This is a genomic window from Streptomyces xanthii (assembly GCF_014621695.1).
GTDB lineage: Bacteria > Actinomycetota > Actinomycetes > Streptomycetales > Streptomycetaceae > Streptomyces > Streptomyces xanthii.
Genome location: NZ_CP061281.1, coordinates 7,030,434 through 7,052,905, shown reverse-complemented (window position 1 = coordinate 7,052,905; position 22,472 = coordinate 7,030,434). Strand labels below are relative to the sequence as shown.

Annotated in this window: 21 protein-coding genes; 11 read left to right on the top strand and 10 right to left on the bottom strand. The window is 73.7% G+C overall.

What is annotated here, in order from left to right; genetic code table 11:
- The first annotated feature begins 91 nt into the window (after positions 1 to 91).
- Positions 92 to 2,500 carry a right-handed parallel beta-helix repeat-containing protein gene (locus IAG42_RS31940; protein WP_188340425.1) on the top strand — a complete coding sequence of 803 codons (2,409 nt, stop codon included), beginning with the start codon at positions 92 to 94 and terminating at the stop codon, positions 2,498 to 2,500.
- Here the strand turns inward: IAG42_RS31940 and IAG42_RS31935 are convergent.
- Positions 2,470 to 4,902: a hypothetical protein gene (locus tag IAG42_RS31935; protein ID WP_188340424.1), complete on the bottom strand. Its 2,433-nt coding sequence runs from the start codon at positions 4,900 to 4,902 to the stop codon at positions 2,470 to 2,472. The two genes, IAG42_RS31940 and IAG42_RS31935, sit on opposite strands and share 31 nt — an antisense overlap.
- Before the next feature lie 216 nt (positions 4,903 to 5,118).
- Between IAG42_RS31935 and IAG42_RS31930 the strand changes: the two genes are divergently transcribed.
- Together IAG42_RS31930 and IAG42_RS31925 are read left to right on the top strand one after the other, a co-directional pair.
- Positions 5,119 to 5,946 (top strand): DeoR/GlpR family DNA-binding transcription regulator, encoded by an 828-nt coding sequence (locus tag IAG42_RS31930; protein WP_188340423.1) that lies wholly within the window; start codon positions 5,119 to 5,121, stop codon positions 5,944 to 5,946.
- Positions 5,947 to 6,036: 90 nt separating this feature from the next.
- A complete protein-coding gene (locus IAG42_RS31925) occupies positions 6,037 to 6,516 on the top strand; it encodes an SRPBCC family protein (RefSeq protein WP_188340422.1) in 480 nt (159 codons plus the stop codon).
- Between the two features lie 18 nt (positions 6,517 to 6,534).
- Here the strand turns inward: IAG42_RS31925 and IAG42_RS31920 are convergent, their stop codons facing one another.
- The gene (locus IAG42_RS31920; RefSeq protein ID WP_317453368.1) at positions 6,535 to 7,677 is read right to left on the bottom strand and encodes an L-cysteine desulfhydrase Cds1; all 1,143 of its coding nucleotides are present in this window, start codon (positions 7,675 to 7,677) and stop codon (positions 6,535 to 6,537) included.
- A 263-nt stretch (positions 7,678 to 7,940) separates the two neighbouring features.
- Between IAG42_RS31920 and IAG42_RS31915 the strand changes: the two genes are divergently transcribed.
- Entirely contained in the window at positions 7,941 to 8,279 is a 339-nt protein-coding gene (locus tag IAG42_RS31915) for a hypothetical protein (protein ID WP_188341708.1), read from the top strand.
- Between the two features lie 239 nt (positions 8,280 to 8,518).
- Entirely contained in the window at positions 8,519 to 9,016 is a 498-nt protein-coding gene (locus tag IAG42_RS31910; RefSeq protein ID WP_188340421.1) for an ATP-binding protein, read from the top strand.
- 29 nt (positions 9,017 to 9,045) lie between these two features.
- On the opposite strand, the gene IAG42_RS31905 is transcribed toward IAG42_RS31910, so the two are convergent.
- Genes IAG42_RS31905 through IAG42_RS31895 form a run of 3 tightly spaced genes read right to left on the bottom strand, consistent with a single transcriptional unit; the run spans position 9,046 to position 12,667 of the window.
- Positions 9,046 to 11,607: an ABC transporter permease gene (locus IAG42_RS31905; protein WP_188340420.1), complete on the bottom strand. Its 2,562-nt coding sequence runs from the start codon at positions 11,605 to 11,607 to the stop codon at positions 9,046 to 9,048.
- Positions 11,604 to 12,374 carry an ABC transporter ATP-binding protein gene (locus IAG42_RS31900; protein WP_188340419.1) on the bottom strand — a complete coding sequence of 257 codons (771 nt, stop codon included), beginning with the start codon at positions 12,372 to 12,374 and terminating at the stop codon, positions 11,604 to 11,606. The genes IAG42_RS31905 and IAG42_RS31900 overlap by 4 nt, the downstream gene beginning before the upstream one ends.
- Positions 12,371 to 12,667, bottom strand: coding sequence for an SHOCT domain-containing protein (locus tag IAG42_RS31895; protein WP_188341707.1), 297 nt, complete (start codon positions 12,665 to 12,667; stop codon positions 12,371 to 12,373). Before IAG42_RS31895 ends, IAG42_RS31900 begins: the two co-directional genes overlap by 4 nt.
- A gap of 181 nt (positions 12,668 to 12,848) precedes the next feature.
- Between IAG42_RS31895 and IAG42_RS31890 the strand changes: the two genes are divergently transcribed.
- From IAG42_RS31890 to IAG42_RS31875, 4 genes are all read left to right on the top strand, one after another.
- On the top strand, positions 12,849 to 13,418 hold the full coding sequence (locus IAG42_RS31890; protein ID WP_188340418.1) for a TetR/AcrR family transcriptional regulator: 570 nt from the start codon (positions 12,849 to 12,851) through the stop codon (positions 13,416 to 13,418).
- Between the two features lie 81 nt (positions 13,419 to 13,499).
- A complete protein-coding gene (locus IAG42_RS31885) occupies positions 13,500 to 13,898 on the top strand; it encodes a (R)-mandelonitrile lyase (RefSeq protein ID WP_188340417.1) in 399 nt (132 codons plus the stop codon).
- Between the two features lie 34 nt (positions 13,899 to 13,932).
- The gene (locus tag IAG42_RS31880) at positions 13,933 to 14,517 is read left to right on the top strand and encodes a DUF4865 family protein (RefSeq protein WP_188340416.1); all 585 of its coding nucleotides are present in this window, start codon (positions 13,933 to 13,935) and stop codon (positions 14,515 to 14,517) included.
- Positions 14,511 to 15,425, top strand: coding sequence for a phosphotriesterase family protein (locus IAG42_RS31875; protein WP_394811260.1), 915 nt, complete (start codon positions 14,511 to 14,513; stop codon positions 15,423 to 15,425). Before IAG42_RS31880 ends, IAG42_RS31875 begins: the two co-directional genes overlap by 7 nt.
- Positions 15,426 to 15,428: 3 nt before the next feature.
- On the opposite strand, the gene IAG42_RS31870 is transcribed toward IAG42_RS31875, so the two are convergent.
- Genes IAG42_RS31870 through IAG42_RS31855 form a run of 4 tightly spaced genes read right to left on the bottom strand, consistent with a single transcriptional unit; the run spans position 15,429 to position 19,169 of the window.
- Positions 15,429 to 16,688, bottom strand: a complete 1,260-nt coding sequence (locus IAG42_RS31870) for an ROK family protein (protein WP_188341706.1) — start codon at positions 16,686 to 16,688, stop codon at positions 15,429 to 15,431.
- Between the two features lie 25 nt (positions 16,689 to 16,713).
- On the bottom strand, positions 16,714 to 17,361 hold the full coding sequence (locus IAG42_RS31865) for an alpha-ketoglutarate-dependent dioxygenase AlkB family protein (RefSeq protein WP_188340414.1): 648 nt from the start codon (positions 17,359 to 17,361) through the stop codon (positions 16,714 to 16,716).
- A gap of 37 nt (positions 17,362 to 17,398) precedes the next feature.
- Complete coding sequence (locus tag IAG42_RS31860; RefSeq protein ID WP_188340413.1) at positions 17,399 to 18,250, bottom strand: class II fructose-bisphosphate aldolase; 852 nt, start codon at positions 18,248 to 18,250, stop codon at positions 17,399 to 17,401.
- A 34-nt stretch (positions 18,251 to 18,284) separates the two neighbouring features.
- A complete protein-coding gene (locus tag IAG42_RS31855) occupies positions 18,285 to 19,169 on the bottom strand; it encodes an SIS domain-containing protein (RefSeq protein WP_188340412.1) in 885 nt (294 codons plus the stop codon).
- A gap of 161 nt (positions 19,170 to 19,330) precedes the next feature.
- Here IAG42_RS31855 and IAG42_RS31850 point away from each other — a divergent pair, with 161 nt between their 5' ends.
- Together IAG42_RS31850 and IAG42_RS31845 are read left to right on the top strand one after the other, a co-directional pair.
- Positions 19,331 to 20,110: a DeoR/GlpR family DNA-binding transcription regulator gene (locus tag IAG42_RS31850; RefSeq protein WP_188340411.1), complete on the top strand. Its 780-nt coding sequence runs from the start codon at positions 19,331 to 19,333 to the stop codon at positions 20,108 to 20,110.
- Between the two features lie 89 nt (positions 20,111 to 20,199).
- Positions 20,200 to 21,408 carry an MFS transporter gene (locus IAG42_RS31845; protein WP_188340410.1) on the top strand — a complete coding sequence of 403 codons (1,209 nt, stop codon included), beginning with the start codon at positions 20,200 to 20,202 and terminating at the stop codon, positions 21,406 to 21,408.
- Between the two features lie 102 nt (positions 21,409 to 21,510).
- On the opposite strand, the gene IAG42_RS31840 is transcribed toward IAG42_RS31845, so the two are convergent.
- Positions 21,511 to 22,392: a GNAT family N-acetyltransferase gene (locus IAG42_RS31840; RefSeq protein WP_188340409.1), complete on the bottom strand. Its 882-nt coding sequence runs from the start codon at positions 22,390 to 22,392 to the stop codon at positions 21,511 to 21,513.
- Between the last annotated feature and the right edge of the window lie 80 nt (positions 22,393 to 22,472).

Sequence of the window (22,472 nt, the reverse complement as noted above, 5' to 3'; positions counted from 1 at the left end):
GCACGCTACGGTGGACCCACCTTTGGCAGAAGCAGCGCCGGGCAGGGCGCGAACGGACCCGCGTACGACGAGGTGGGGGCAGATCAGCGCCATGGCACAGGGCACGGTCCAGGTGACGCACACGGGCACTTCGCGGTGGCGCCGCCGCACAGGCGAGTACGCCTCCCTCGCCGCGGCCCTGGACGCGGCGGGCGACGGCGACGTCCTGACGATCGCCCCGGGCACCTACCGGGAGAACCTGGTGGTGCAGCGCGCGGTGACGCTCCGTGGCCCCGAGGGCTCCCCCGGTTCGGTGCGCATCGCGCCCGCCGACGGGGTGCCGCTGACGGTCCGCTCGTCGGCGACGGTCCAGGACCTGCATCTGGAGGGCCAGGACGCCGCGGCGCCGGCGCTGCTGATCGAGGAGGGCGCGCCGGAGATCATGGACATACGGGTCGTGACCCGGTCCGCCTCCGGCATCGAGGTGCGCGGCGGCGCCCGCCCGACGGTCCGCCGCTGCACGGTGGACAATCCGGCGGGCATCGGCATCGCCGTGCTCGACGGCGGCGGCGGTGTTTTCGAGGAGTGCGAGATCGTGGCGGCCGGTCAGGCCGGTGTCGCGGTGCGCGGCGGGGCCCACCCGCGCCTGGAGCGCTGCCGGGTGCATCACGCCTCGGGCGCCGGGCTCTCCGCGACCGGCGAGCACAGCGGCCTGGAGGCCGTGGGCTGCGAGGTGTACGAGGTCAAGGGCGCCGGGGTGCAGATCACCGGCCGGGCGGTCGCCCACCTGACGGACTGCGACGTGCACCGCACCACGGCCGACGGCGTCACGATGGACACCGACGCGGTGCTGACGCTGGCGGACTGCCGCATCCACGACATCCCGGAGAACGCGATCGACCTCAGGTCCCGTTCCGTCCTGACGCTGACCCGCTCCACGGTGGGCCGCTTCGGGCGCAACGGCCTGTCGGTGTGGGACCCGGGCACGCGCGTGGACGCCAACCAGTGCGAGATCCACGACAGTACGGGCGACTACCCGGCGGTGTGGGTGAGCGACGGGGCGACGGCCGTCCTCGAGTCGTGCCGCGTGCACGATGTGCCGGACGCGCTGTTCGTGCTCGACCGCGGCTCGCGCGTCGATGTGGTGGACAGCGACCTGTCGCAGGTGCGGAACACGGCGGTGTCGGTGTCCGACGGCGCGACCGCGCAGCTCGACGACTGCCGCATCCGCGAGGCGGCGACGGGTGCCTGGTTCCGTGACCACGGCAGCGGCGGCACGCTCGCCAACTGCACGGTGGACACGACCCAGACGGGCGTGATCGTCACGAAGGGCGCCGACCCGACGATCGAGCGCTGCACGGTCACCTCGCCCGCGGAGGCCGGCTTCTACGTGTCGGCGGGCGGCCGCGGCACGCTGACCGGCTGCCGGGTGACGGGCAGCGGCGGTTACGGATTCCACGTGATCGACGGCTGCCGCACCACCCTGCGCAAGTGCCGCACGGAGCGGTGTGCGCGCGGCGGTTACGAGTTCGCGGAGGACGGGCCTCAGGTGGAGGACTGCACCAGCGACGAGAGCGGCGGGCTGCGGCCCGGCGCCCAGGCCCCCGCGCCCGAGCCGGTCGTGCAGACGGCGACGCAGACGGTCGGACTGCTGAGCGCGGTGCCCGACCAGCGGCCCGCGGCGGCCACCGAGGAACCCCCGTCGGCCGCGCGCTCGTCGAAGGACGTGCTGGGTGAACTCGACGCGCTGGTGGGCCTGGAGAGCGTGAAGCGCGAGGTGCGGGCGCTCACCGACATGATCGAGGTGGGACGCCGGCGCCAGGAAGCGGGGCTCAAGGCCGCGTCCGTGCGCCGCCACCTGGTCTTCACCGGCTCCCCCGGCACCGGCAAGACGACGGTGGCGCGGCTGTACGGGGAGATCCTGGCCTCGCTGAACGTGCTGGAGAAGGGCCACCTCGTCGAGGTGTCCCGGGTCGACCTGGTCGGCGAGCACATCGGCTCGACGGCGATCCGCACCCAGGAAGCCTTCCAACGGGCCCACGGCGGCGTCCTGTTCATCGACGAGGCGTACGCCCTGTCCCCCGAGGACTCGGGACGGGACTTCGGGCGCGAGGCCATCGACACGCTGGTCAAGCTGATGGAGGACCAGCGGGACGCGGTCGTGGTGATCGTCGCCGGGTACACGGCGGAGATGGAGCGCTTCCTCTCGGTCAACCCCGGTGTGGCGTCCCGCTTCTCACGCACCATCACCTTCTGCGACTACCTGCCGGAGGAGCTGCTGCGGATCGTGGAGCAGCAGGCCGACGAGCACGAGTACCGGCTGGGCGACGGCACGGGCGAGACGCTCCTGAAGTACTTCACCGAGATGCCGAAGGGCCCCGCGTTCGGCAACGGCCGAACGGCGCGGCAGACCTTCGAGTCGATGGTGGAGCGGCACGCGGGGCGGGTCGCCCAGCTCCCGGAGCCGAGCACGGACGACCTCACCCTGCTCTATCCGGAGGACCTGCCGGCGCTGCCCTGAGCCTCACCGCTCTCGTGAGCCGCCCCGTCGGGACGCGGCTCGCCCTCGGCAAGCGGTTCGCCTTCGGGGCGCGGCTGCGGCACTTCGGGCCGCAGCCGTGCGAGCAGCCGGGCGCGTTCCCCGGCGAAGACCGGGTCGGCCTGGTAGTCGCTGTGGCCCAGGATCGGCGCGGGCAACGGGTGCCGCTCGGTGCGTCCGTAGGCGAGCGGGTCGAGCAGGGCCGGGTGGTCGACCTGCTCCGCGCCGTCGCCGGGCAGGCCGATCGGCCCGCCGATGGGGTCGGTCCTGCGGTACAGGTTGCGCCAGCAGTCGACCTGGCGGTGCAGGGAGGCCAGCGCCGACGGGCCGAAGTGCACGGGGAACCAGCGACCGTAGAGCCGCTCCAGCGGTGAGCCGTAGGTGAGCAGGGCGACGCGCTTGCGGACGGCGGGGTGCAGTTGCCAGGCCGCGGCGGCGGCGAGGACGCTGCCCTGGGAGTGGCCCGACAGGACGAGGCGGCCTCCGGTGGCGCGGGTCCAGCCGGCCATGCGCCAGGTCAGGTCGGGGACGGCGCGCTCCGCGTAACAGGGCGGGGCGAAGGGGTGGGCGGCGCGCGGCCAGAAGGTGCCGACGTCCCACAGGATGCCGATGGTGCGGCGCGCGGAGGCGTCCTTGTACGCGCGCCGGCCCGAGGTGACGAGAAGTATGAAGCCGAGTCCGACGAGCCAGGAGCCGAGTGCCTGCGCGGCCTCGGCGGCGCCCTCGACGATCGGGTAGGTACCGTCGGCCGCGGCGCCGGGCACCTTGCCGGTGGCCCAGGCGCCGGCCACGGCCAGGGCGCCGAGCAGCAGGGTCACGGCGCCGACTGCGCCGATCATCATGGGGGCGCGGTCGGTGAGCGCGGCCCGCGCGCGGGTGCCGGCGATGCGCTCGGTACGGGCGTGGTCGGGGCGGTGCTCCCCCTGGAGGTCGGCGTCGTCGTGCAGGTCGTAGTCGCGCAGGACCTGCGCCACCTCCTGCCTCTTCATGCGGAGGGCGCGCACGGCGAGGTAGGCGCCGAGGACCGCGAGGACGACGAGGAGCGGCGGGATGACGGACGCCTGCCAGGTCAGCAGGACGGGCGGGCCCGCGATGGTGTGGCCGGTGCCGTCGAGCCAGTCGGCGACGCGCTGGGCGACGCCGCCGGTCATGACGCCGCCGAGGGCGCAGGCCAGCATGGCGGTGGCGGGGCCGCCGAGGCCGCGCAGCGCGGTGCGGCGGTCGGGGGCCGTGCGGTAGAGCGCGCGGGCGACGAGCGCGGCGCACAGGACGAGGGCGCCCTGGACGAGGGCGATGCCGCCGAACGTCGTGTCGCCCGGCAGCCGTCCGGCGGACTGCCAGCCGGGCCGGGACCAGGCGGCGTAGAGCACCGTCAGGGCGAGGAGGGCGAGGGCGCCGCGCGGGAGGGCGCGCAGGACGGTGCGGTCGATGGTGGTGTCGAGGCGGTTCTCGCTGCGGCCGCGCCGGGCCACGACGACGACGACCGTGGCGGCGCCGGCGATCAGCGCGCCGACGAAGATCCAGCCGAGGAGGTTCAGGAGCGCGGGGCCGCCGGAGCCGCGGTCGTACCGGGCGGCGGAGGTGCCGACGGCGGCGGACACCGTGAGCAGTCCGGCGGCGGTGTGCGCGGCCCGCAGCCGGGCGACGAGCCGGCGGCCGTACCAGAAGCCGGGCTTGCCGAGGGCGGAGGTGGGGCCGCTGTCGTCGGCGTCGGGCTCGTGCGGCAGCGGGCGCTGCGACTCGTAGGCGCTCCACGTGCGGTGCGAGAGGTACCACAGGAGGGTCGTCAGCGCGGTCGGCACGATCGCGGCGAGGGCGAGTCGGCGGCCGGGCTGGCTCCACCATCCGCCGCTGCCGTCCGGGCCCGCGGCGAGGAAGCCGAGCCAGCTGTGCCGCTCGGCGCACGCGACGGTGCCCGCGCACTGCCAGGCGGCCAGGTCGAGCGCGACCTCGCAGGCCGCGGCGACCAGGAGGACGGTCAGGGTGAGGCCGATGAAGCGGATCAGCAGGCCGTACAGGCGCACGGCCTTGGGCTTCTGCCGGGCGTTGGGGCGCATCCAGTGGGCCAGGTTCACGACCATGAAGGGCAGCAGGAGCAGCCACAGGGCGCGGGAGCCGTTGCCCGAGGTGAGGTTGCACCACACGTACGCCTCGGGGACGGGCTTGCCGCGGTAGTCGTCGGGCCGCTTCTCGGCGTCGCGGTCGGTGACGCGGCGGAAGAGGGCCGAGGTGTCGTCGCCGGAGATCCGGACGGTGCGCGGATCGTCGAGCATGGCTTCGGGCGTGGTGCCGCCGACGCCGTGCACCAGGAGTTCGAGGGCGGTCTCGTCCGCGCGCCTCGGGTTCCGGCCGCCGCCTTCTCCGTCGTGCTGTTCGTGCGCCATATTGATGTGTCCCCCGTTCTTCAGGGGACCAGGATCCCGGCTCTCCGCTTGTGTGCGTACCCCTCGTCACCGAATCTCCCCGACCTGTCACCCAGGTGGTCTTCGCGCGCGGGACAGGTGGTGCCACCGGTGTCGGTGCCACGTGCGAGGATGACGAGCGGACCGTGGACGACGGCGGTGCGACCGGTGTGACGAGGCGAAGGGACCCGACGGGACGTGAGCGAGAATCAGAACCTGCTCGCGGAGCAGCGCCGCACCCTGATCCTCGACGAGGTCCGCCGCCGCGGCGGCGTCCGGGTCAACGAACTGACCAGGCAGCTCGGTGTGTCCGACATGACGGTGCGCCGCGATCTGGACGCGCTGGCCCGTCAGGGCGTCCTGGAGAAGGTGCACGGCGGCGCGGTCCCGGTCGTCGACGCGAGCACCCACGAGCCGGGCTTCGAGGCGAAGTCGGGCCTGGAGCTGAGCGCCAAGGAGGACATCGCGCGGGCGGCGGCGGCGCTGGCGGCGCCCGGCTCCGCGATCGCCCTGTCCGGCGGTACGACGACGTACGCGCTGGCGCAGCACCTGCTCGACGTGCCGGACCTGACGGTGGTGACCAATTCGGTGCGGGTGGCCGACGTGTTCCACACCGCACAGCGCAGCGCGGGCAGCCGGCCGGGGGCGGCGACGGTGGTGCTGACCGGCGGGGTGCGCACGCCGTCGGACTCGCTGGTGGGGCCGGTCGCGGACCAGGCGATCGCGGCGCTCCACTTCGACGTGCTGTTCCTCGGTGTGCACGGGATCAGTCCGCGGGCGGGTCTGTCGACGCCGAACCTGGCGGAGGCGGAGACGAACCGGCGGCTCGTGCAGTCCGCGCGCCGGGTTGTGGTGGTCGCGGACCACACGAAGTGGGGGACGGTGGGCCTGAGTTCGTTCGCCTCGCTCGACCAGGTCGACACGCTGGTCACGGACCGCGGGCTCGCCCCGGAGGCGCGGGCGGAGGTCTCCGAGCACATGCGGCTGGTCGTCGCGGGTGAGCCGGAGAGCGGTACAGACATCTGACGGCGCGGCCGCTATGGTGGCGCGAGCCCGGTCACCGGGCGTGTCGCGCAAGCATGCCGAGCCGTCGTCCTCTGTGGGAGCTGAGCGTTCATGGCACGTCGTCTGCTGCCCGTCGGCCCGGACTTCGTGGAGACCGCGCCGCTGCGTCTGGTCTTCGCCCGTGAGGTGTCCGCGCCGCCCGGTGCCGTGTACCGGGCGCTGGCGGAGGACGTCGCCGGCTGGCCCCAGTGGTTCTCGGCGGTGACCTCGGCCCGGCCGCTGGACGGCGGGACGCGGCGCGAGGTGCGGCTCAAGGGCGGCACGCGTTTCGTGGAGACGATCGTGGCGGCGGAGCCCGACGAGGTCTACGCGTACCGGGTGGACGAGACCAACGCGCCGGGGATGCGGGCGCTGTTGGAGGAGTGGCGGATCGTCGCGGTGCCCGGGGGTTCGCGGGTGCAGTGGACGTTCGCGGCGGACGGCGCCGCCCCGTTCCGTATCGGTCTCAAGGCGGCGCGGGCGGGACTCGGCCGCGCGTTCCGCGACGCGGTCGGCGCCCTGGAGCGCCGCCTCGCCTCGACCGCGGCCTAGTCCGTGTCCTGACTGCGATCACTCCGGCCAGTTGCCCGTCTCCAGGAGCAGGTCGATCGCCTCGGCGTACGGGCCGATGTCCAGGCCCTGTTCGGCGAGCCAGGTGTCGGAGTAGTACTTGTCCAGGTAGCGGTCGCCCGGGTCGCACAGCAGGGTGACGACGCTGCCCCTGCGCCCCTCGGCCACCATCTCGGCGACGATCTTGAGGGCGCTCCACAGTCCGGTGCCGGTGGAACCGCCCGCCTTGCGGCCGATGGCGTGCTCGAGGGCGCGGACCGCGGCGACGCTGGCCGCGTCGGGGACCTTCATCATGCGGTCGATGGCGCCGGGCACGAAGCTGGGCTCCATGCGGGGCCGGCCGATGCCCTCGATGCGGGAGCCGCAGTCGCTGCGCGCGTCCGCGTTGTCCGTCGTCCAGCCCTCGAAGAAGCAGGAGTTCTCCGGGTCGGCGACACAGATGCGGGTGTCGTGCTGCATGTAGTGGACGTAGCGGGCGAGGGTCGCGGAGGTGCCTCCGGTGCCGGCGGTGGCGACGATCCAGGTGGGACAGGGGTAGCGCTCCAGCTCCATCTGCCGGTAGATGGACTCCGCGATGTTGTTGTTGCCGCGCCAGTCGGTGGCCCGCTCCGCGTAGGTGAACTGGTCCATGTAGTGGCCGCCGGTGCGGGCCGCGAGGGCCGCCGACTCCTCGTACATGGTGCGGGAGTCGTCGACGAAGTGGCACTGGCCGCCGTGGAATTCGATCAGCCGGATCTTCTCGGCGCTCGTCGTACGCGGCATCACCGCGATGAAGGGGACGCCGATCAGCTTCGCGAAGTAGGCCTCGGAGACGGCCGTCGAGCCGCTGGACGCCTCGATGACCGGGCGGCCCGGCCGGATCCAGCCGTTGCACAGGCCGTAGAGGAACAGTGAGCGGGCCAGCCGGTGCTTGAGGCTGCCCGTGGGGTGGGTCGACTCGTCCTTGAGGTAGAGGTCGATGCCCCAGTGCTCGGGGAGCGGGAAGCGCAGGAGGTGGGTGTCGGCCGAGCGGTTGCTGTCGGCCTGGACCTTGCGGACGGCTTCTTTGAGCCAGGTCCGGTAGTCCGGATCCGTGTGGTCGACGTCGAGCGTCGGCATCGGCCCGCCGGCCGGGCCCTCGCCTCGAGGATGGCCCTGCTGCATCGTGCTCACCGCGCGACTCCTTCGCATCGTCCCGAGCGTCCGCCCCCGATGATAGACACCTTCCACACGCTTCTCACCTGCATAAACACTGCTTTGGGCAGCTCAAAGCAAGGCCTGGTGGAGTGGGCATACTGGTACTGCGGGCGGGGCACGTGCAGACTGCACGGCACGGCGACGCACGACGGGACACCACGGACACGACGGACACCACGGTCTCGGCGGACGCGACGGACACGACAGATACGGCCAAGGGGGCGAGCGGCATGACGGAACCGGAGTTCACGGCCACGGGCGTACGGATCGGGCGGCGGCTGCGCTCGCTGACCCGGGCGGGGCAGGTCCGGATCAGGGGCGGCAGACTCGAGCTCCTGACGAGCTACGGGCGCGAGATCGACAGCGCGCCGATCGGTGAAGTCCGCGCGGGCAAGCCCTGGTTCGGGTCCCCCGACCGCGCGACGGCGGAGGTCGACGGCCGGCGCTATCTGCTGCGGCTGGGCGGCCAGGGCGACGATCAGAGCGGTGACATGGGCGGCGACGCGGGGCCGCGCGCGGCGCGCCGCTTCATCGAGGCGGTCCGCAAGGCGACGGGCCGCTCCGGCTGAGACCGGTCCCGCCCCGCCCTTCCCGCCACCGGCGCGGTCACCCGCCGGAGTTGCACGCACACGCCCCCTGAGTCACGCTGGTCTCACATCACTACTCAGGGTTTACCGGCGATGACGCTGCGAACCAGCCCGCCGGACATGCAGCGGGCGGTTCCGGCACGGTGTGGTCGCTCCGCTCGATCCGTTCTCGTCTTCTTCCGGACTCATTCGGTCTTCCGGACTCATTCGGGGAGGCAGTCGTGATCAGCCAGCCGAGCAGGCATTGCACGGTGGAGCTCCAGGCCCTGCCGTCGCGGATCGGCCACGTCCGGTCCATCGTTTCGGCGCAGTTGCGCCACTGGCATCTCGAGCCGTTGATCGACCTGGCGGTGCTCGGGGTGACCGAGCTGCTGACCAACGTCCACCGGCACGCGGGGCCGGACAAGCAGTGCACCGTGGAGATCGAGCTGCTCAGTGAGCGGCTGACGGTCTCGGTGCACGACCAGGATCCGCGGCTGCCCGAGGTGCGGGACGCCGAGACGTTCGCCACGTGCGGGCGCGGCCTCGCCATGGTCGCGGCGGTCAGCGAGAGCTGGGGCGCGCACCGGCACGGCGTCGAGGGGAAGGTCGTGTGGTTCGCGCTGCCCGCCCCCGCGGCGACGGTGGCGGTGGCCCCGTACCCGGTGTACCGGACAGCGGCGATGCGCAGCGCCGACGCTCCCTTACAGACTCCCGCCCGGTCCGCCGTCGCAGGCTGACCGGGCGGTGATCCTCCACCGGCGGCGGTTCACTCCGTCGCGATGGCACGCAGTACGTCGAGCCGTGCCGCCCTGCGGGCCGGGCGCAGTCCCGCCAGGGCGCCGGCGGCGAGCCCGACCAGGGCCACGACGACGAGCTGCACGGGCGGCAGCGCGAAGGCGAACGCGCTGTCGCTCGCCGCGTCCGAGGCCTTGACCAGGACCCAGCCGAGGAAGCCGCCGAGTACGATCCCGCCCGCGGTGCCGAAGGCGGCGACGAGCACCGACTCCCAGCGGACCATGGCGCGCAGCTGGGCCCGGGTCTGGCCGACGGCCCGCAGCAGGCCGAGTTCGCGCGTGCGTTCGTGCACGGCGAGGGTCAGCGTGTTGGCGATGCCGAGCAGGGCGATGAGCACGGCCAGGGCGAGCAGCGCGTAGACGAGGGTGAGCATCATGTCGATGCCTCCCGCCGAGGACTGCGCGTAGGCGTCGCGGGTCTGCACGTCCGGGTTGCCGTACCGCTCGGCGACCTTCTCGACGGCTGCCTTGCCTTCGGACGTGCTCACGCCGTCCTTGAAGGTGACGGAGACGAGCGTGTCGGAGTCCTGGACGCGGTGCGGGGCCCACGCCTGGCGCGTGATGACGTAGTCGCCGGCGAGTTCGGACTGCCCGTAGAGGGCGCGGACCGTGAAGGGCGTGGTGGTGCCGTCGGTGAACGTGACGCGGGCGGTGTCGCCAAGGGCGAGGTGCTGCCGGTCGGCCTCGTCGCGGGTGATCGCGATGCCGTTCGTCCCGAGGTGGTCGAGGGAGCCCTTGACGCTGCCGAGGTCGAAGGAGCGGGCCAGGGCGACCGGGTCCGTGACGGTCAGGGCGCGGCCCGCGCCGTCCACCTTCGCGACTCCCTTGCCGAGCCCGACGGCGGTGTCCACCTGGGGCACCTGCGCGAGCGCGGGGGCGAGTTTCGGGCTCAGGCCGCTGCCGCCGGCGCCGAAGGACGGGGCGGAGACGGCGACGTCACCGGCGAAGGAGCGGTCGACGGTCTGGTTCAGGGTCGCCTTGAGCGAGGCGCCGAAGACGGTGAACAGGGAGACGACGGCGACGCCGATCATCAGCGCGCTCGCGGTGGCGGCGGTGCGCTTGGGGCTGCGCAGGGCGTTGCGCCGGGCGAGGGCGCCCGTGACGCCGCGCAGCCGGGCGAGCGGGCTGCCGAGGACGCGGACGGCGGAGGTCGAGGCGACCGGGCCGAGCACGACGAACGACGCGAGGGCGAGGACCGCGCCGACGGCCGCGAGGGTCAGCGACGGGCTGGCGAGGACGCCGACGAGCGCGGTGGCGAGGGCGATCACGCCGAGCGTGACGCCGGTGACGGCGCGGGCGCGGGAGGCGCCGGAGTCGTCGACCGAGGTCTCGCGGAGCGCGGCGAGCGGCGCGGTGCGGCCGGCCTTGAGGGCGGGCACGAGCGCGGAGCCGAGGCAGACGACGATGCCGACGGCCAGGGGCAGCAGCATGGACAGCGTGCTGATCACCAACGCGCCGTCGGGGAAGGGGAATCCGATGGCGGGGAACAGCGCCTGGAGTCCGGCCGCGATGCCGATGCCGCCCGCGAGCCCCGCCGCGGAGGCGACGACGGCGACGCCCCCGGCCTCGACGAGCGTCATGGAGGTGACCTGGCGGCGTGCGGCGCCGAGCGCCCGCAGCAGGGCGTTCTCGCGGGTGCGCTGGGCGACGACGATCGCGAAGGTGTTGTGGATCGAGAAGGTGGCGACGAGCAGCGCGATGCCGGAGAAGACGAGCAGGAAGGTCGTGAACAGGGTCAGGAACTGGCCGGAGATCATGTCCGTGTTCTCTTGCGCCGAGTCCTGTCCGGTGATCGCCTCGACGCCGCGCGGCAGTTCGGGGCGCAGGTCGTCGACGAGCTGCCGCTGGCTGACCCCGGGCTCGGCGCGGACCTGCACGGACGCGGCCTCGCCGGGCTTCGCGGTGAGGTACTTCTCGGCGTCGGCGCGGGTCATTCCGGTGAAGGTCACCTGGGCCATGCCGTCCTCGCCGCCGAACGTGGCGAGGCCGACGACGGTGACGCGCACCGGATCGGGCGTGCGCAGGGTCGTGGTGTCGCCGATCTTCAGGCCGCCCTTGTCGGCGGCGCCCCGGTTCACGACGACCTCGCCGGTCTTCTGCGGGGCGTGGCCCTCGGCGAGCCGGTACGGGTTGAGGTCGGGGTCGGTGATCCAGTTCCCAGCCAGGGTGGGCGGGCCCTGGCCGCCGATGGGCTTGCCGTTCGCGCCGACGAGCTGGCCGGCGCCCTGGATGTTGGGGACGGCGGCGGCGACGCCGGGCGCGTCGGCGAGGTCGTCGGCGAGCGCGGCGGGCACCGGCTGCCGGGTGCCCTGGGCCTCGCCGGGCGTGGTGATGGCGTCGGCGCTGCGCACGACGGCGTCGGTGCCGCTGGTGGCGCCCGCGAACAGGGAGTCGAAACTGGCGCGCAGCGTGTCGCCCATGACGAGGGTGCCGGCGAGGAACGCGACGCCGAGGAGGACGGCGGTGAACGTTCCGGCGAAGCGCCGTTTGTGCGCGCGCAGGGAGCTGAGGCTGAGGCGTACCGAGGCGTTCATGACGGGCCTCCCGGCCGGGACGCGGCGGTGTCGAAGGCCTTCATGCGGTCGAGGACCTTGTCGGCGGTGGGGTGTTCCATGCGGTCGACGAGGCGGCCGTCGGCGAGGAAGACGACCTCGTCGGCGTGGGCGGCGGCGACCGGGTCGTGGGTGACCATGACGACGGTGCGGCCGGTCTGCCGCACGGTGTCGCCGAGCAGTCCGAGGACCTCCTCGCCGGAGCGGGAGTCGAGGTTGCCGGTGGGTTCGTCGGCGAACACGACCTCGGGCCGCCCGGCGAACGCGCGGGCCACGGCGACGCGCTGCTGCTGGCCGCCGGAGAGTTCGGCGGGCCGGTGGTGCAGCCGGTCGCGCAGCCCCACGACGTCGATGAGCGCGTCCAGCCATTCCGCGTCGGGGCGGCGTCCGGCCAGATCGGCCGGGAGGGTGATGTTCTCGGCGACGGTGAGGGTCGGCACCAGGTTGAAGGCCTGGAAGACGAAGCCGATCCGGTCGCGGCGCAGCAGCGTGAGCCGCCGGTCGTCGAGGGCGCTCAGCTCGGTGTCGCCGATGTGGGCGGAGCCCTCGGTGAGGGTGTCGAGCCCGGCCGCGCAGTGCATCAGGGTCGACTTGCCGGAGCCCGAGGGCCCCATGATCGCGGTGAAGCGTCCGGCGCGGAAGCCGACGGTCACGCCGTCGAGGGCACGGACGGCGGTGTCGCCGGAGCCGTACACCTTGACGGCGTTCTCGACGCGCGCCGCGGTGCGGGTGAGCGTCGTGGTGGTCATGCCGCACCGCCCTTCGTGCCGTGCCGGCCGAACTCCTCGTCGAGGACGCTCAGGCGCCGCCAGTACTCGTCCTCGTCGATCTCACCGGCGGCGAAGCGCCGGCCGAGCACGGTGATCGGCGAGGTCTCGTCGGTCCGCGCCTGCGGCCCCCGGTCCCAGGGCCCGCGGCGTCCGCGCCACACGGTGCGGCGCAGCAGGGTCACGACGCCGATCACGACGGCCGCCCAGACGAGCGGGAAGAACAGGATCCACGGGCCGGGCCCGTCACCGCCGAAGTACGCCAGGGTCTCCATCTGACTCATCTCCCGAGGGGGTTGCTGCCGGGTTTTCCGACACTTCGAGCGTCCCGCCGCTGGGGGGTCCGAGTCGTCGTGCGGCCGGCGGCAGTGCGCGTACCACCACGGGAGTACGGGGGCCGCGGGCGCCTGCTCCCCCGGCTTCGGTCCCGGCCCCCTCGATTCTGTAACTACTAGTATGTACAGTGAGGGCATGAGCACTCAGGAACGCCTCGTGGAGGCGACGCGCGAGCTGCTGTGGGAGCGCGGTTACGTGGGCACGAGCCCGAAGGCGATCCTGCAGCGCGCGGGCGTCGGCCAGGGCAGCATGTACCACCACTTCACCGGCAAGCAGGATCTGGCGCTGGCCGCGATCCGGCGGACCGGCGAGGAGCTGCGCGCGGCCGTGGACCGGCTGCTGGACACGGACACCTCGGCGTACGCCCGCATCGAGGCGTACCTGCTGCGCGAGCGCGACGTGCTGCGCGGCTGCCCCGTGGGCCGGCTGACGATGGACCCGGACGTGATCGCCGACCCGGAGCTGCGGGCGCCGGTCGACGAGACGATCGCGTACATCGAGGGCCGGCTCGCCGCGATCGTCCAAGAGGGCGTGGACAGCGGGGAGTTCGCGCCACGCCTGGTGCCGGCCGAGATCGCGGCGACAGTCCTCGCGACGGTGCAGGGTGGCTATGTGCTGGCCCGCGCCTCGGGTGCGACGGAGGCCTTCGACGGCGCCGTCCGCGGCCTGCTCTCCCTGCTCGCCCCCTGACCCGACTCCCCTATCCCTCCTTACGAGTTCCTGCCCTACGAGTCCGACGAGTTCCCCTTCTCACGAGTGAGGACTTCCCCCGTGCAGATCACGCGCACCGGCACCGTGTCCCGGCAGGGTCCGGCCGAACACTTCACCGGCACGGTCCGCCTCGAACAGGTCGCGGCACCCGAACCGCCGTCCCGTCTGCGCATGTTCAACGTGCACTTCGCACCCGGCGCCCACACCGCCTGGCACACCCACCCGCGCGGCCAGGTGCTGCACGTGCTGGCGGGCGAGGGCCGCGTGCAGCGCGAGGGCGGCCCGGTGGAGGTGATCCGGCCGGGCGACTCGGTGTGGATCGAGCCGGACGAGCGGCACTGGCACGGCGCGGGCCCGCGCACCTCCATGACCCATCTGGCCACGGTCGAGGCCGCCGAGGACGGCACGACCGTGTGCTGGGGCGAGCACGTCGGCCCCGCCGCCTACCCGGATGCCTGAGCGACGCCCGAGAGACGCCTGAGAGGAACCCGCGATGCACGCGCTGCAGTACGAGATCACCCTGCCCGCCGACTACGACATGGACGTGATCCGGGAGCGGGTCGCCACGAAGGGGCATCTGCTCGACGCCTTCCCCGGGCTGGCGGCGAAGGCGTACCTGATGCGGGAGCGCGGCGTCGCCGGCTCGCCCGTGAACCAGTACGCGCCCTTCTACCTGTGGGCCGGCTCCGAGGGCATGAACAGCTTTCTCTGGGGTCCCGGATTCCGTGGCCTGGCCGCCGACTTCGGCCGCCCGGTGGTGCAGCACTGGATGGGCGTGACGTACGAGCCGGGCCGCGCGGGTGACGCCCCGGCTCGGACCGCGGTGCGCCGCCGCACACTCATCACCGAAGGTGACGAACTGGAGTCCCTGGTCCCCGAGTTGGAGCGTGAGGTGTCCCGACTCGCCGCTTGCGAGGGTGTGGTGTTCGCGGCGGGGGCGCTGGATCCGCGCACCTGGGAGCGGTGCGTCTTCTCGGTGTGGTCGGAGACCGAACCGGCCGCCGAGGGCGAGGTCTTCCAGGTTCTGCATCTGTCCGAGCCGGAGCGGGACGGTCTGAAGCCGGGGCGGCAGTGGTGAGTGCGGCCGTCCGGGGTGTGCGCGGCGACCTGGATCCCGCGCTGCTCGGGGTCGTGGACGCGCACGACCATCTCTTCTTCCGCAGCCCGCTGTTGAAGGGGCAGGAGCTCGACGACGCCGGCCTCGCGCGGGAGGAGCTGGCGGCCTACGCGGCGGCGGGCGGCGGCACCGTCGTGCAGTGGACGCCGTACGGGCTCGGCCGCCGGGCCGAGGAGCTGCCGGCGCTGTCGGAGGCCACGGGCGTGCACCTCGTCGCCGCGACGGGGATGCATCAAGCGGCGCACTACACGCGGGAGTTGCTCGACGCCCGCCGCTCCGACCTGGCCGCCCTCTTCGTGCGTGAGCTCACCGAAGGGATCGGGGACAGCGGGGTGCGGGCGGGCCTGATCAAGGTCGCGGGCGGCTTCCACGCGCTCGACGCGCACGCCCGGTGGACGATGTCGGCCGCCGCCGAGGCGCATCACGCGACGGGCGCGCCGATCGCGGTCCACCACGAGATGGGGACGGGCGCGCTGGACGTGCTGGACCTGCTGTGCGGGGAGCTGGAGGTCCCGGCGCACCGGGTGATCCTCGGGCACCTCAACCGCTCCCCCGACCTCGTGCTCCAGGCGGAGGCCGCGCGCTCGGGCGCCTATCTGGCCTTCGACGGCCCGTCGCGCGCCCATCACACGACGGACTGGCGGATGCCGGAGGAGATGGCCGCGCTGGCCGACGCCGGGTACGCGGACCGGCTGCTGCTCGGCGGGGACACGACGACGGCGGGCGCCCGGTCCGTGAGCGGCGGCCCGGGGATGCCGTATCTGCTGCGGCGGGTGCGGCCCCGCCTGGAGACGGCGCTCGGCGCGGACGGGCTGGAGCGGGTGCTCGTCGCCAACCCGGCCCGGGCCTTCGCCGTCGAGTGGGCCTGAGCCTCAGCCCTGCGCGGTGAGCGCGCCGAGCGGGTCGTCGAGGACGGGCTGCCAGGCCAGTTCGGCCGCGCCGACGAGACTGTTGTGGTCGAGCGTGCAGGCCAGGATCGGGACGCCGCCGCTGCGGCCCCACAGGCTGCGGTCGGCGACGACGGCGCGCAGCCGCTCCGGGTCGGCGTCGAGCAGCGAGCGGTGCAGGCCGCCGAGGATGATGCGGTCCGGGTTGAGGATGTTGACCAGCCCGGCCAGGCCGAGGCCGAGGCGGTCGATGAGCGCCTCGGTGGCCGCCCGGACCGCGGGGTCGTCCTTCTGCGTACGGATCAGCTCGCGGGCCTGCGTGAGCAGCGAGCCGTTGGGGTCCGGGGTGCGGCCGGCGGCCGTGAGCAGGGCGAGCGGGTCGGTCTCGACGTCGAGGCAGCCGCGACTTCCGCAGTGACAGGGGTGCCCCTCGGGGTTCACGGTGAGGTGGCCGACCTCCAGGGCGAGCCCCGAACTCCCGGTGTGCAGACGGCCGTCGAGGACGAGGGCGCCGCCGACGCCGCGGTGTCCGGTGGCGACGCACAGCAGGTCGCGGGCGCCCCGTCCGGCGCCGTGCCGGTGCTCGGCGAGCGCGCCCAGGTTGACGTCGTTCGCGGCGAAGGCGGGCCCGTCGAGTCCGGCCTCGCGCACCCGGTCGGCGAAGATCTCACGGACCGGGGACCCGGCGGGCCAGGCGAGGTGCAGCGGGTTGAGGGCGGTGCCCTCGGGCTCGGCGACAGCGGACGGCACGGCGAGGCCCGCGCCGACGCAGCGCCGGCCGGTCTCCTCCAGGAGCCGCACGCCGGTCTCCACGACGGAGCGCAGGACGTGCGCCGGGTCGGGGCCGATGATCTCGCGGCCGGGGGCGCTGGCGACGATGCGTCCGCCGAGGGCGACGAGCGCCGCGCGGTAGCCGTCGGAGTGGACCTGTGCGGCGAGCGCGACGGGTCCGTCGTCGGCGAGGGAGAGGCGGTGCGAGGGCCGGCCCTGCGCACCGGCGGCGGCGCTGGGCCGCGCGTCGATCCGGATGAGGCCGAGCGCCTCCAGTTCGGCGGCGACGGCGCCCGCGGTGGCGCGGGTCACGCCGAGCTCGGAGGTGAGGACGGCGCGGGTCGGGGCGCGTCCGGTGTGGACGAGTTCGAGTGCGGGGCCGAGCGCGCTGCGCCCCCGCTCCAGACGCGGTGTGCGTACGGCACCGTCGCCCGTCGTAGGGCCCCCGTTTCCGGAGGCCGCCCTGCCGCCCATCAGCAACTCCTCGCCGTGATCACCGTCAGGCATCGTAGCCGCTCACCCGGAGGGTGATGTTGAGACGGCCGCTCAGACCCAGTGACGGGGGCGCGCTGCCCGGATCGGTGCGGGGCACGCCGTGGTAGGCGTACCGGGCGGGGCCGCCGAACACGAAGAGGTCGCCGCTGCGCAGCTCGATGTCGGTGTACGGCCGGGCGCGGGTCTCGGTGTTGCCGAACCGGAAGACGCAGGTGTCGCCGAGGCTGAGGGAGACGACGGGTGCGGGCGAGCGTTCGTCGCGGTCCTGGTGCATGCCCATGTGCGCGCCGGGACCGTAGTGGTTGATCAGCGCGATGTCGTAGGGCTCGGCGGGCGCCTCGCCCAGGGCCTCCTCGGCGGCCCGGCGTCCGAGCTCCGCGAGTTCGCCGGGCATCGGCTTCACGGGCTGCCCGTCGCCGTCGACGGCGGTGCGGGCGTAGCCGTACGGGTACCAGTGCCACCCCAGACAGAACTGACGGGCCGTCATGGCCCCGCCGCCCGGGAGGAGCACCTCGCGCAGGCCCGCGGGCGGAGCGGCCCAGGTGCGGCAGCTCTCGACCAGGTGCCGCTGCGCCTCGGCGCCGAGCCAGTCGGGCAGGTGCACGGCGCCGGGGGCGATCTCCCTGCGGTCCCGGGCGAAGAGCTCGTTCATACGGCCATTCTCGCCCGGGTCCGCCGGGGGGGGCCGGTCAGCCGCGCAGCACCATGATCAGGTCGCTGACTGTTCGGATCATGGCCTCGCGTCCGACGGTGAGGTACTTGCGGGAGTCCACCGCGTCGGGGTGCGCCGCGAGGAACTCGCGGATGGCGCCGGTCATCGCGATGTTGAGCGCCGTGCCCACGTTCACCTTGGCGATGCCGCCGCGCACGGCCTCGGCGAGCTCGGCGTCGGGGACGCCGGAGGAGCCGTGCAGGACCAGCGGCACGTCGAGGCCTTCGGCCAGCCGCTTGAGCAGGTCGTGGTCGAGGGTGGCGGTGCGGGTCGTCATGGCGTGCGAGGAGCCGACGGCGACGGCGAGCGCGTCCACGCCCGCGTCGGTGACGAAGCCGCGGGCCTCGCCGGGGTCGGTGCGGGCGCCCGGCGCGTGGGCGTCGAGCGGCGCGGCCCCGTCCTTGCCGCCGACCTCGCCGAGCTCGGCCTCCACCCACAGGCCGTTGGCGTGGCCCCAGTCGGCGGCGGCGCGGGTCGCGGCCAGGTTCTCGTCGTAGGGCAGTTTCGCCGCGTCGTACATGACCGAGCTGAAGCCCGCGTCGGCGGCCTGGCGCAGCAGCTCGTCGCTCTGCACGTGGTCGAGGTGGAGGGCGACGTCGACGCCGGCGGAATCGGCGACGGCGGCGGCCGCGCGGGCCAGCGGCAGCAGCCGGCCGTAGCGGTAGCGCACCGCGTTCTCGCTGATCTGGAGGATCACCGGGGCCTCGACGGCCTCGGCCCCCGCCACGACGGCCTCGACGTGCTCCAGGGTGATGACGTTGAACGCGGCGACCGCGCCGCGGCGGGCGGCCGCCGCGCCGACGAGCGTCCCCGTTGCTGCGAGAGGCACGGGATGTCCCCTTTCAAGTACGGTGACGCGATGGTCAGTTGGCGTCGAGGATCACGGAGCGCGTGAGGTGGCGCGGCTGGTCGGGGTCGAGGTTCCGGCGGGCCGCGACGGCGACCGCGAGGCGCTGGGCGCGGACCAGTTCGGCCAGCGGGTCGAGGCGGCCCTCCACCCACAGCGCCCCGGTCCCGGCGACCTGCTCGGCCAGGCCCTCGGGGGCCTCGCCGAGCATCCAGGTGGCGGTGCCGTGGGTGGTGACGCTGATGGGGCCGTGGCGGTACTCCATCGCGGGGTACGCCTCGGTCCAGGACAGGGAGGCCTCGCGCATCTTGAGCGCCGCCTCGTTGGCGAGACCCACGGTCCAGCCGCGGCCGAGGAAGGTGAACTGCTCACAGGCGTCGAGGCCCGCGGGCAGCGGCTCGGCGAGCGCCGTACGGGCGTCGGCGACGGCCTGCTCGGTGTGCAGGCCGAGGTGGGCGCGGAGCAGAGTGAGCGCGGTGGTGGCGAAGCGGGTCTGCACGACGGACTGCTCGTCGGCGAACTCGAGGACCACGAGGTCGTCGGCGGCGGTGCGGATCGGGGTCTCGGGGTCACCGGTGATCGCGGTGGTGCGGACCGCGCCCTTGAGGGCGGCCAGCAGATCGAGGACCTCGGTGGTGGTGCCGGAGCGGGTGAGCGCGACGACCCGGTCGTAACGGCGCCCGGCCGGGAACTCGGAGGCGGCGAAGGCGTCGGTCTCGCCCTGTCCGGACTCCTCGCGCAGCACGGCGGCGGCCTGCGCCATGAACCAGGAGGTGCCGCAGCCGACGATCGCGACCCGCTCCCCCGCCTGCGGCAGCGCCGCCTTGTGCTGGGCGGCCAGGCCCGCGGCCCGCGTCCAGCACTCCGGCTGGCTGTTCAGCTCGTTCTCGACATGGCTCATGCCGTGCCCCACTCCCCGGTTCGGCGCGCTGACCCAGCGCGATTCGCTCTCTTGCTTGTTCCTGCAAGATATAGCTATCTTTCAAGCATTATCAAGCATTCGCGCGCACACCGGCTAGGGTTCCGGTGACGAACGGGCCGCTCGACGAATGGAGACCGCGCATGTCCCGCGACGCCCGCTGGAAGTCCCTTCTCGAGCTGCTCGTCGAGCGCGGCCGGCTCGACGTGGAGGACGCGGCGACCGAACTCGGCGTCTCGGCCGCGACGATCCGGCGCGACTTCGATCAACTGGCGGAGCAGCAGATGCTCGTGCGTACGCGCGGCGGCGCCGTCGTGCACGGCGTCAGCTACGAGCTGCCGCTGCGGTACAAGACGGCGCTGGGGGCCGCCGAGAAGCAGCGCATCGCGAAGGCGGTCGCCGAACTCCTCACGCCCGGCGAGGCGGTGGGCCTCACCGGCGGCACGACGACGACCGAGGTGGCCCGCGCGCTGGCCGTCCGCCCCGACTTCTCCTCCGGCACGCCCGCGCTGACGATCGTCACGAACGCGCTGAACATCGCGAACGAGCTGGCGGTGCGCCCCCAGTTCAAGATCGTGCTCACCGGCGGGGTGGCCCGCCCCCAGTCCTACGAACTCATCGGCCCGCTCGCCGACGGGGTCCTCGGCCAGATCACGATGGACACCGCCGTCCTCGGCGTCGTCGGCCTGGACGTCACGCACGGCGCGTCCGCGCACGACGAGGCGGAGGCCGCGATCAACCGCCTCCTGTGCGAGCGCGCGGAACGCGTGATCGTGGCGGCCGACTCCAGCAAGCTCGGCCAGCGCGCCTTCGCCCGCATCTGCGACGTGTCCGCTCTGGACGTCCTGGTCACGGACACGGCGGCACCCCCGGAGGTCCTGGCCCGCTTCGAGGAGGCGGGCGTGACCGTGGTGGCGGTCTGAGGAATCGAGGAAGGGTTTGGGGGCACTGCGGGCCACGTCTCACTCAGGCCGTCTTGTCCGGGCCCGCCCCACACCCCTACCCTGAGTTTGTGCCGCTCCTGAACAAACCCCGGACCGTCAACGCCGACGCCCCGCGCAACGTCCCGCTGACCCGGCTGCGTATCGCCCTGACCGTGTTCTTCGCCCTCGACGGGTTCGTCTTCGCCGGATGGGTGGTGCGGATTCCGGCGATCAAGGCGCAGACCGGGGCCTCCGCGAGCGCGCTGGGGCTCGCGCTGCTCGGGGTGTCGGCCGGGGCCGTGGTGACGATGATGCTGACGGGGCGGTTGTGCCGCCGGTTCGGCAGTCACACGGTCACGGTCGCCTGTGGCGTCCTGCTCCCGCTGACCGTGGCGCTGCCGCCGCTCACCCACAGCCCCGTCACGCTCGGCCTGGTGCTGCTCGTGTTCGGCGCCGCGTACGGCGGCATCAACGTGGCGATGAACAGCGCCGCCGTCGATCTGGTCGCCGCGCTGCGCCGCCCCGTGATGCCGAGTTTCCACGCCGCGTTCAGCCTGGGCGGCATGGTGGGCTCGGGCCTCGGCGGACTGGTCGCGGGGCACCTGTCCCCCACCCGGCACCTCCTCGCGATCACCGTGATCGGCCTGATCGTCACGGCGGTCACGGCCCCGATCCTGCTGCGCCACCGCGCCCCGCGCCCGCCCGAGCAGCTCCCGGCTCCCGCCGAACAGCCCCGGGACACCCGGCGCGGCACCCGAGGCATCGTGCTGGTCTTCGGTCTCATCGCCCTGTGCACGGCATACGGGGAGGGCGCGCTCGCGGACTGGAGCGCGCTGCACATGGAGCAGGACCTGGGCGCCCACCCGGGCGTCGCCGCCGCCAGCTACGCGTGCTTCGCGTTCGCCATGACGATCGGCCGGCTCAGCGGCACGGCGCTGCTCGAACGGCTCGGCAGGACCCGGACGCTGGTGGCGGGCGGGGCGACGGGCGCGGCCGGCATGCTGCTCGGCGCCCTGGCGCCTTCCGTCTGGCTCGCGCTGGCCGGGTTCGTGATCACCGGGATCGGCCTCGCGAACCTCTTCCCCGTCGCGGTCGAGCGGGCCGGGGCGCTCGCGGGCCCGACAGGCGTCGCGGCGGCGTCGACGCTCGGCTACGGCGGGATGCTGCTCGGCCCGCCGGCCATCGGCTTCATGGCCGACTGGTTCTCGCTGCCGGCGGCGCTCACCAGCGTGGCGCTGCTCGCGGCGGTGGCGGCGACGATCGGGTTCGCGACGCGGCGGGTGGCGGTCGGCAGTTGAGGCCTGAAGGGCCTGCCCGGCCCAGGGCGCAGGCCCGACCCGCGTACGCACACGAGGGCGGGCCGAGCAGGGAGATCCCCCGCCCGGCCCGCCCGTACGCTGCTAGAGGTCCAGCTGGTACTGGTGCGTCGTGTGCGTCGGCACGTAGCCGAGGCTGTCGTTGATGTGCCGCATGTGCGCGTTGCTGTCCGCCGTGTCCGTCAGCAGGCCGCCGAGGCCCGGAAGGTCACGGTGGGCCCGGCGGATCGACTCGGCCTTCATCCAGCGGCCGAGACCGTGTCCCCGGTGCTCGGGCAGCACACCCGTGCCGTAGTGCTGACCGTCGCCGGTGCCGTCGCCGGGCGTGACGAGTTCGGTGAACCCGGCGATCGAACCGTCCGAGGTGTCGACGGCCACGACAGTGTCCAGCCGGTCGCCGCGCGCCGCGACGGCCCGCGCGACGGCCCGGACCCGGTCCACGTCCCAGGTCACCGTGCCGTAGTCGGTGTCGTCCATGGGCATGTCGTCCATGGCCCGGCGCGACGCGGCGAACGTGACGGCCAGCTCGTCGGGGACGGTGCCCTGCCAGGCCTCCAACCGGTAGCCGGGATGCGGGAGCTCGACGGTCTCGGCGAGTGCGGCGGCGTCCACGTCGGCCAGCGGCAGTCGGGCGTACCGCAGGGTGAGCACCTTGCGGAAGCCGCGCGCGGGCAGGAACCGGTCGGCGGACGAGCCTGCGTCGGCCTGCGCGACGACGCTGCGCCGGGCCTCGTCCCGGGCGGCCGCCACGGCGGCGTCGAGCAGCCGGGAGCCGACGCGCTTGCGGCGCTCGGCGGGGTGGACGCGCAGCGTCAGCTCGGCCAGGTGCTGCTGGCCGGGGTCGGTGAACAGGCGCAGGAAGGCGGTGCCGACGGGGTGCTCGTCGGCGTCGGACGCCAGCCATGCCAGACGTCGGCCGTGCGGCCCGTCGGCGGGGTCGGTCAGCGGGGTGAGGTGCAGCGACAAGGTGTCTCCGTGATGAGGATGCGGTCATGGGCGGTACGGGGGTCCGACTGCCGGGCACTCCTGCGCATGTGCTCCACACC

Coding starts and splice junctions, on each gene's coding strand:
- IAG42_RS31940 (WP_188340425.1), top strand. CDS start 92: ATGGCACAGGGCACGGTCCAGGTGACGCACACGGGCACTTCGCGGTGG.
- IAG42_RS31935 (WP_188340424.1), bottom strand. CDS start 4,902: ATGGCGCACGAACAGCACGACGGAGAAGGCGGCGGCCGGAACCCGAGG.
- IAG42_RS31925 (WP_188340422.1), top strand. CDS start 6,037: ATGGCACGTCGTCTGCTGCCCGTCGGCCCGGACTTCGTGGAGACCGCG.
- IAG42_RS31920 (WP_317453368.1), bottom strand. CDS start 7,677: ATGCAGCAGGGCCATCCTCGAGGCGAGGGCCCGGCCGGCGGGCCGATG.
- IAG42_RS31915 (WP_188341708.1), top strand. CDS start 7,941: ATGACGGAACCGGAGTTCACGGCCACGGGCGTACGGATCGGGCGGCGG.
- IAG42_RS31905 (WP_188340420.1), bottom strand. CDS start 11,607: ATGAACGCCTCGGTACGCCTCAGCCTCAGCTCCCTGCGCGCGCACAAA.
- IAG42_RS31900 (WP_188340419.1), bottom strand. CDS start 12,374: ATGACCACCACGACGCTCACCCGCACCGCGGCGCGCGTCGAGAACGCC.
- IAG42_RS31895 (WP_188341707.1), bottom strand. CDS start 12,667: ATGGAGACCCTGGCGTACTTCGGCGGTGACGGGCCCGGCCCGTGGATC.
- IAG42_RS31890 (WP_188340418.1), top strand. CDS start 12,849: ATGTACAGTGAGGGCATGAGCACTCAGGAACGCCTCGTGGAGGCGACG.
- IAG42_RS31880 (WP_188340416.1), top strand. CDS start 13,933: ATGCACGCGCTGCAGTACGAGATCACCCTGCCCGCCGACTACGACATG.
- IAG42_RS31870 (WP_188341706.1), bottom strand. CDS start 16,688: ATGGGCGGCAGGGCGGCCTCCGGAAACGGGGGCCCTACGACGGGCGAC.
- IAG42_RS31865 (WP_188340414.1), bottom strand. CDS start 17,361: ATGAACGAGCTCTTCGCCCGGGACCGCAGGGAGATCGCCCCCGGCGCC.
- IAG42_RS31855 (WP_188340412.1), bottom strand. CDS start 19,169: ATGAGCCATGTCGAGAACGAGCTGAACAGCCAGCCGGAGTGCTGGACG.
- IAG42_RS31850 (WP_188340411.1), top strand. CDS start 19,331: ATGTCCCGCGACGCCCGCTGGAAGTCCCTTCTCGAGCTGCTCGTCGAG.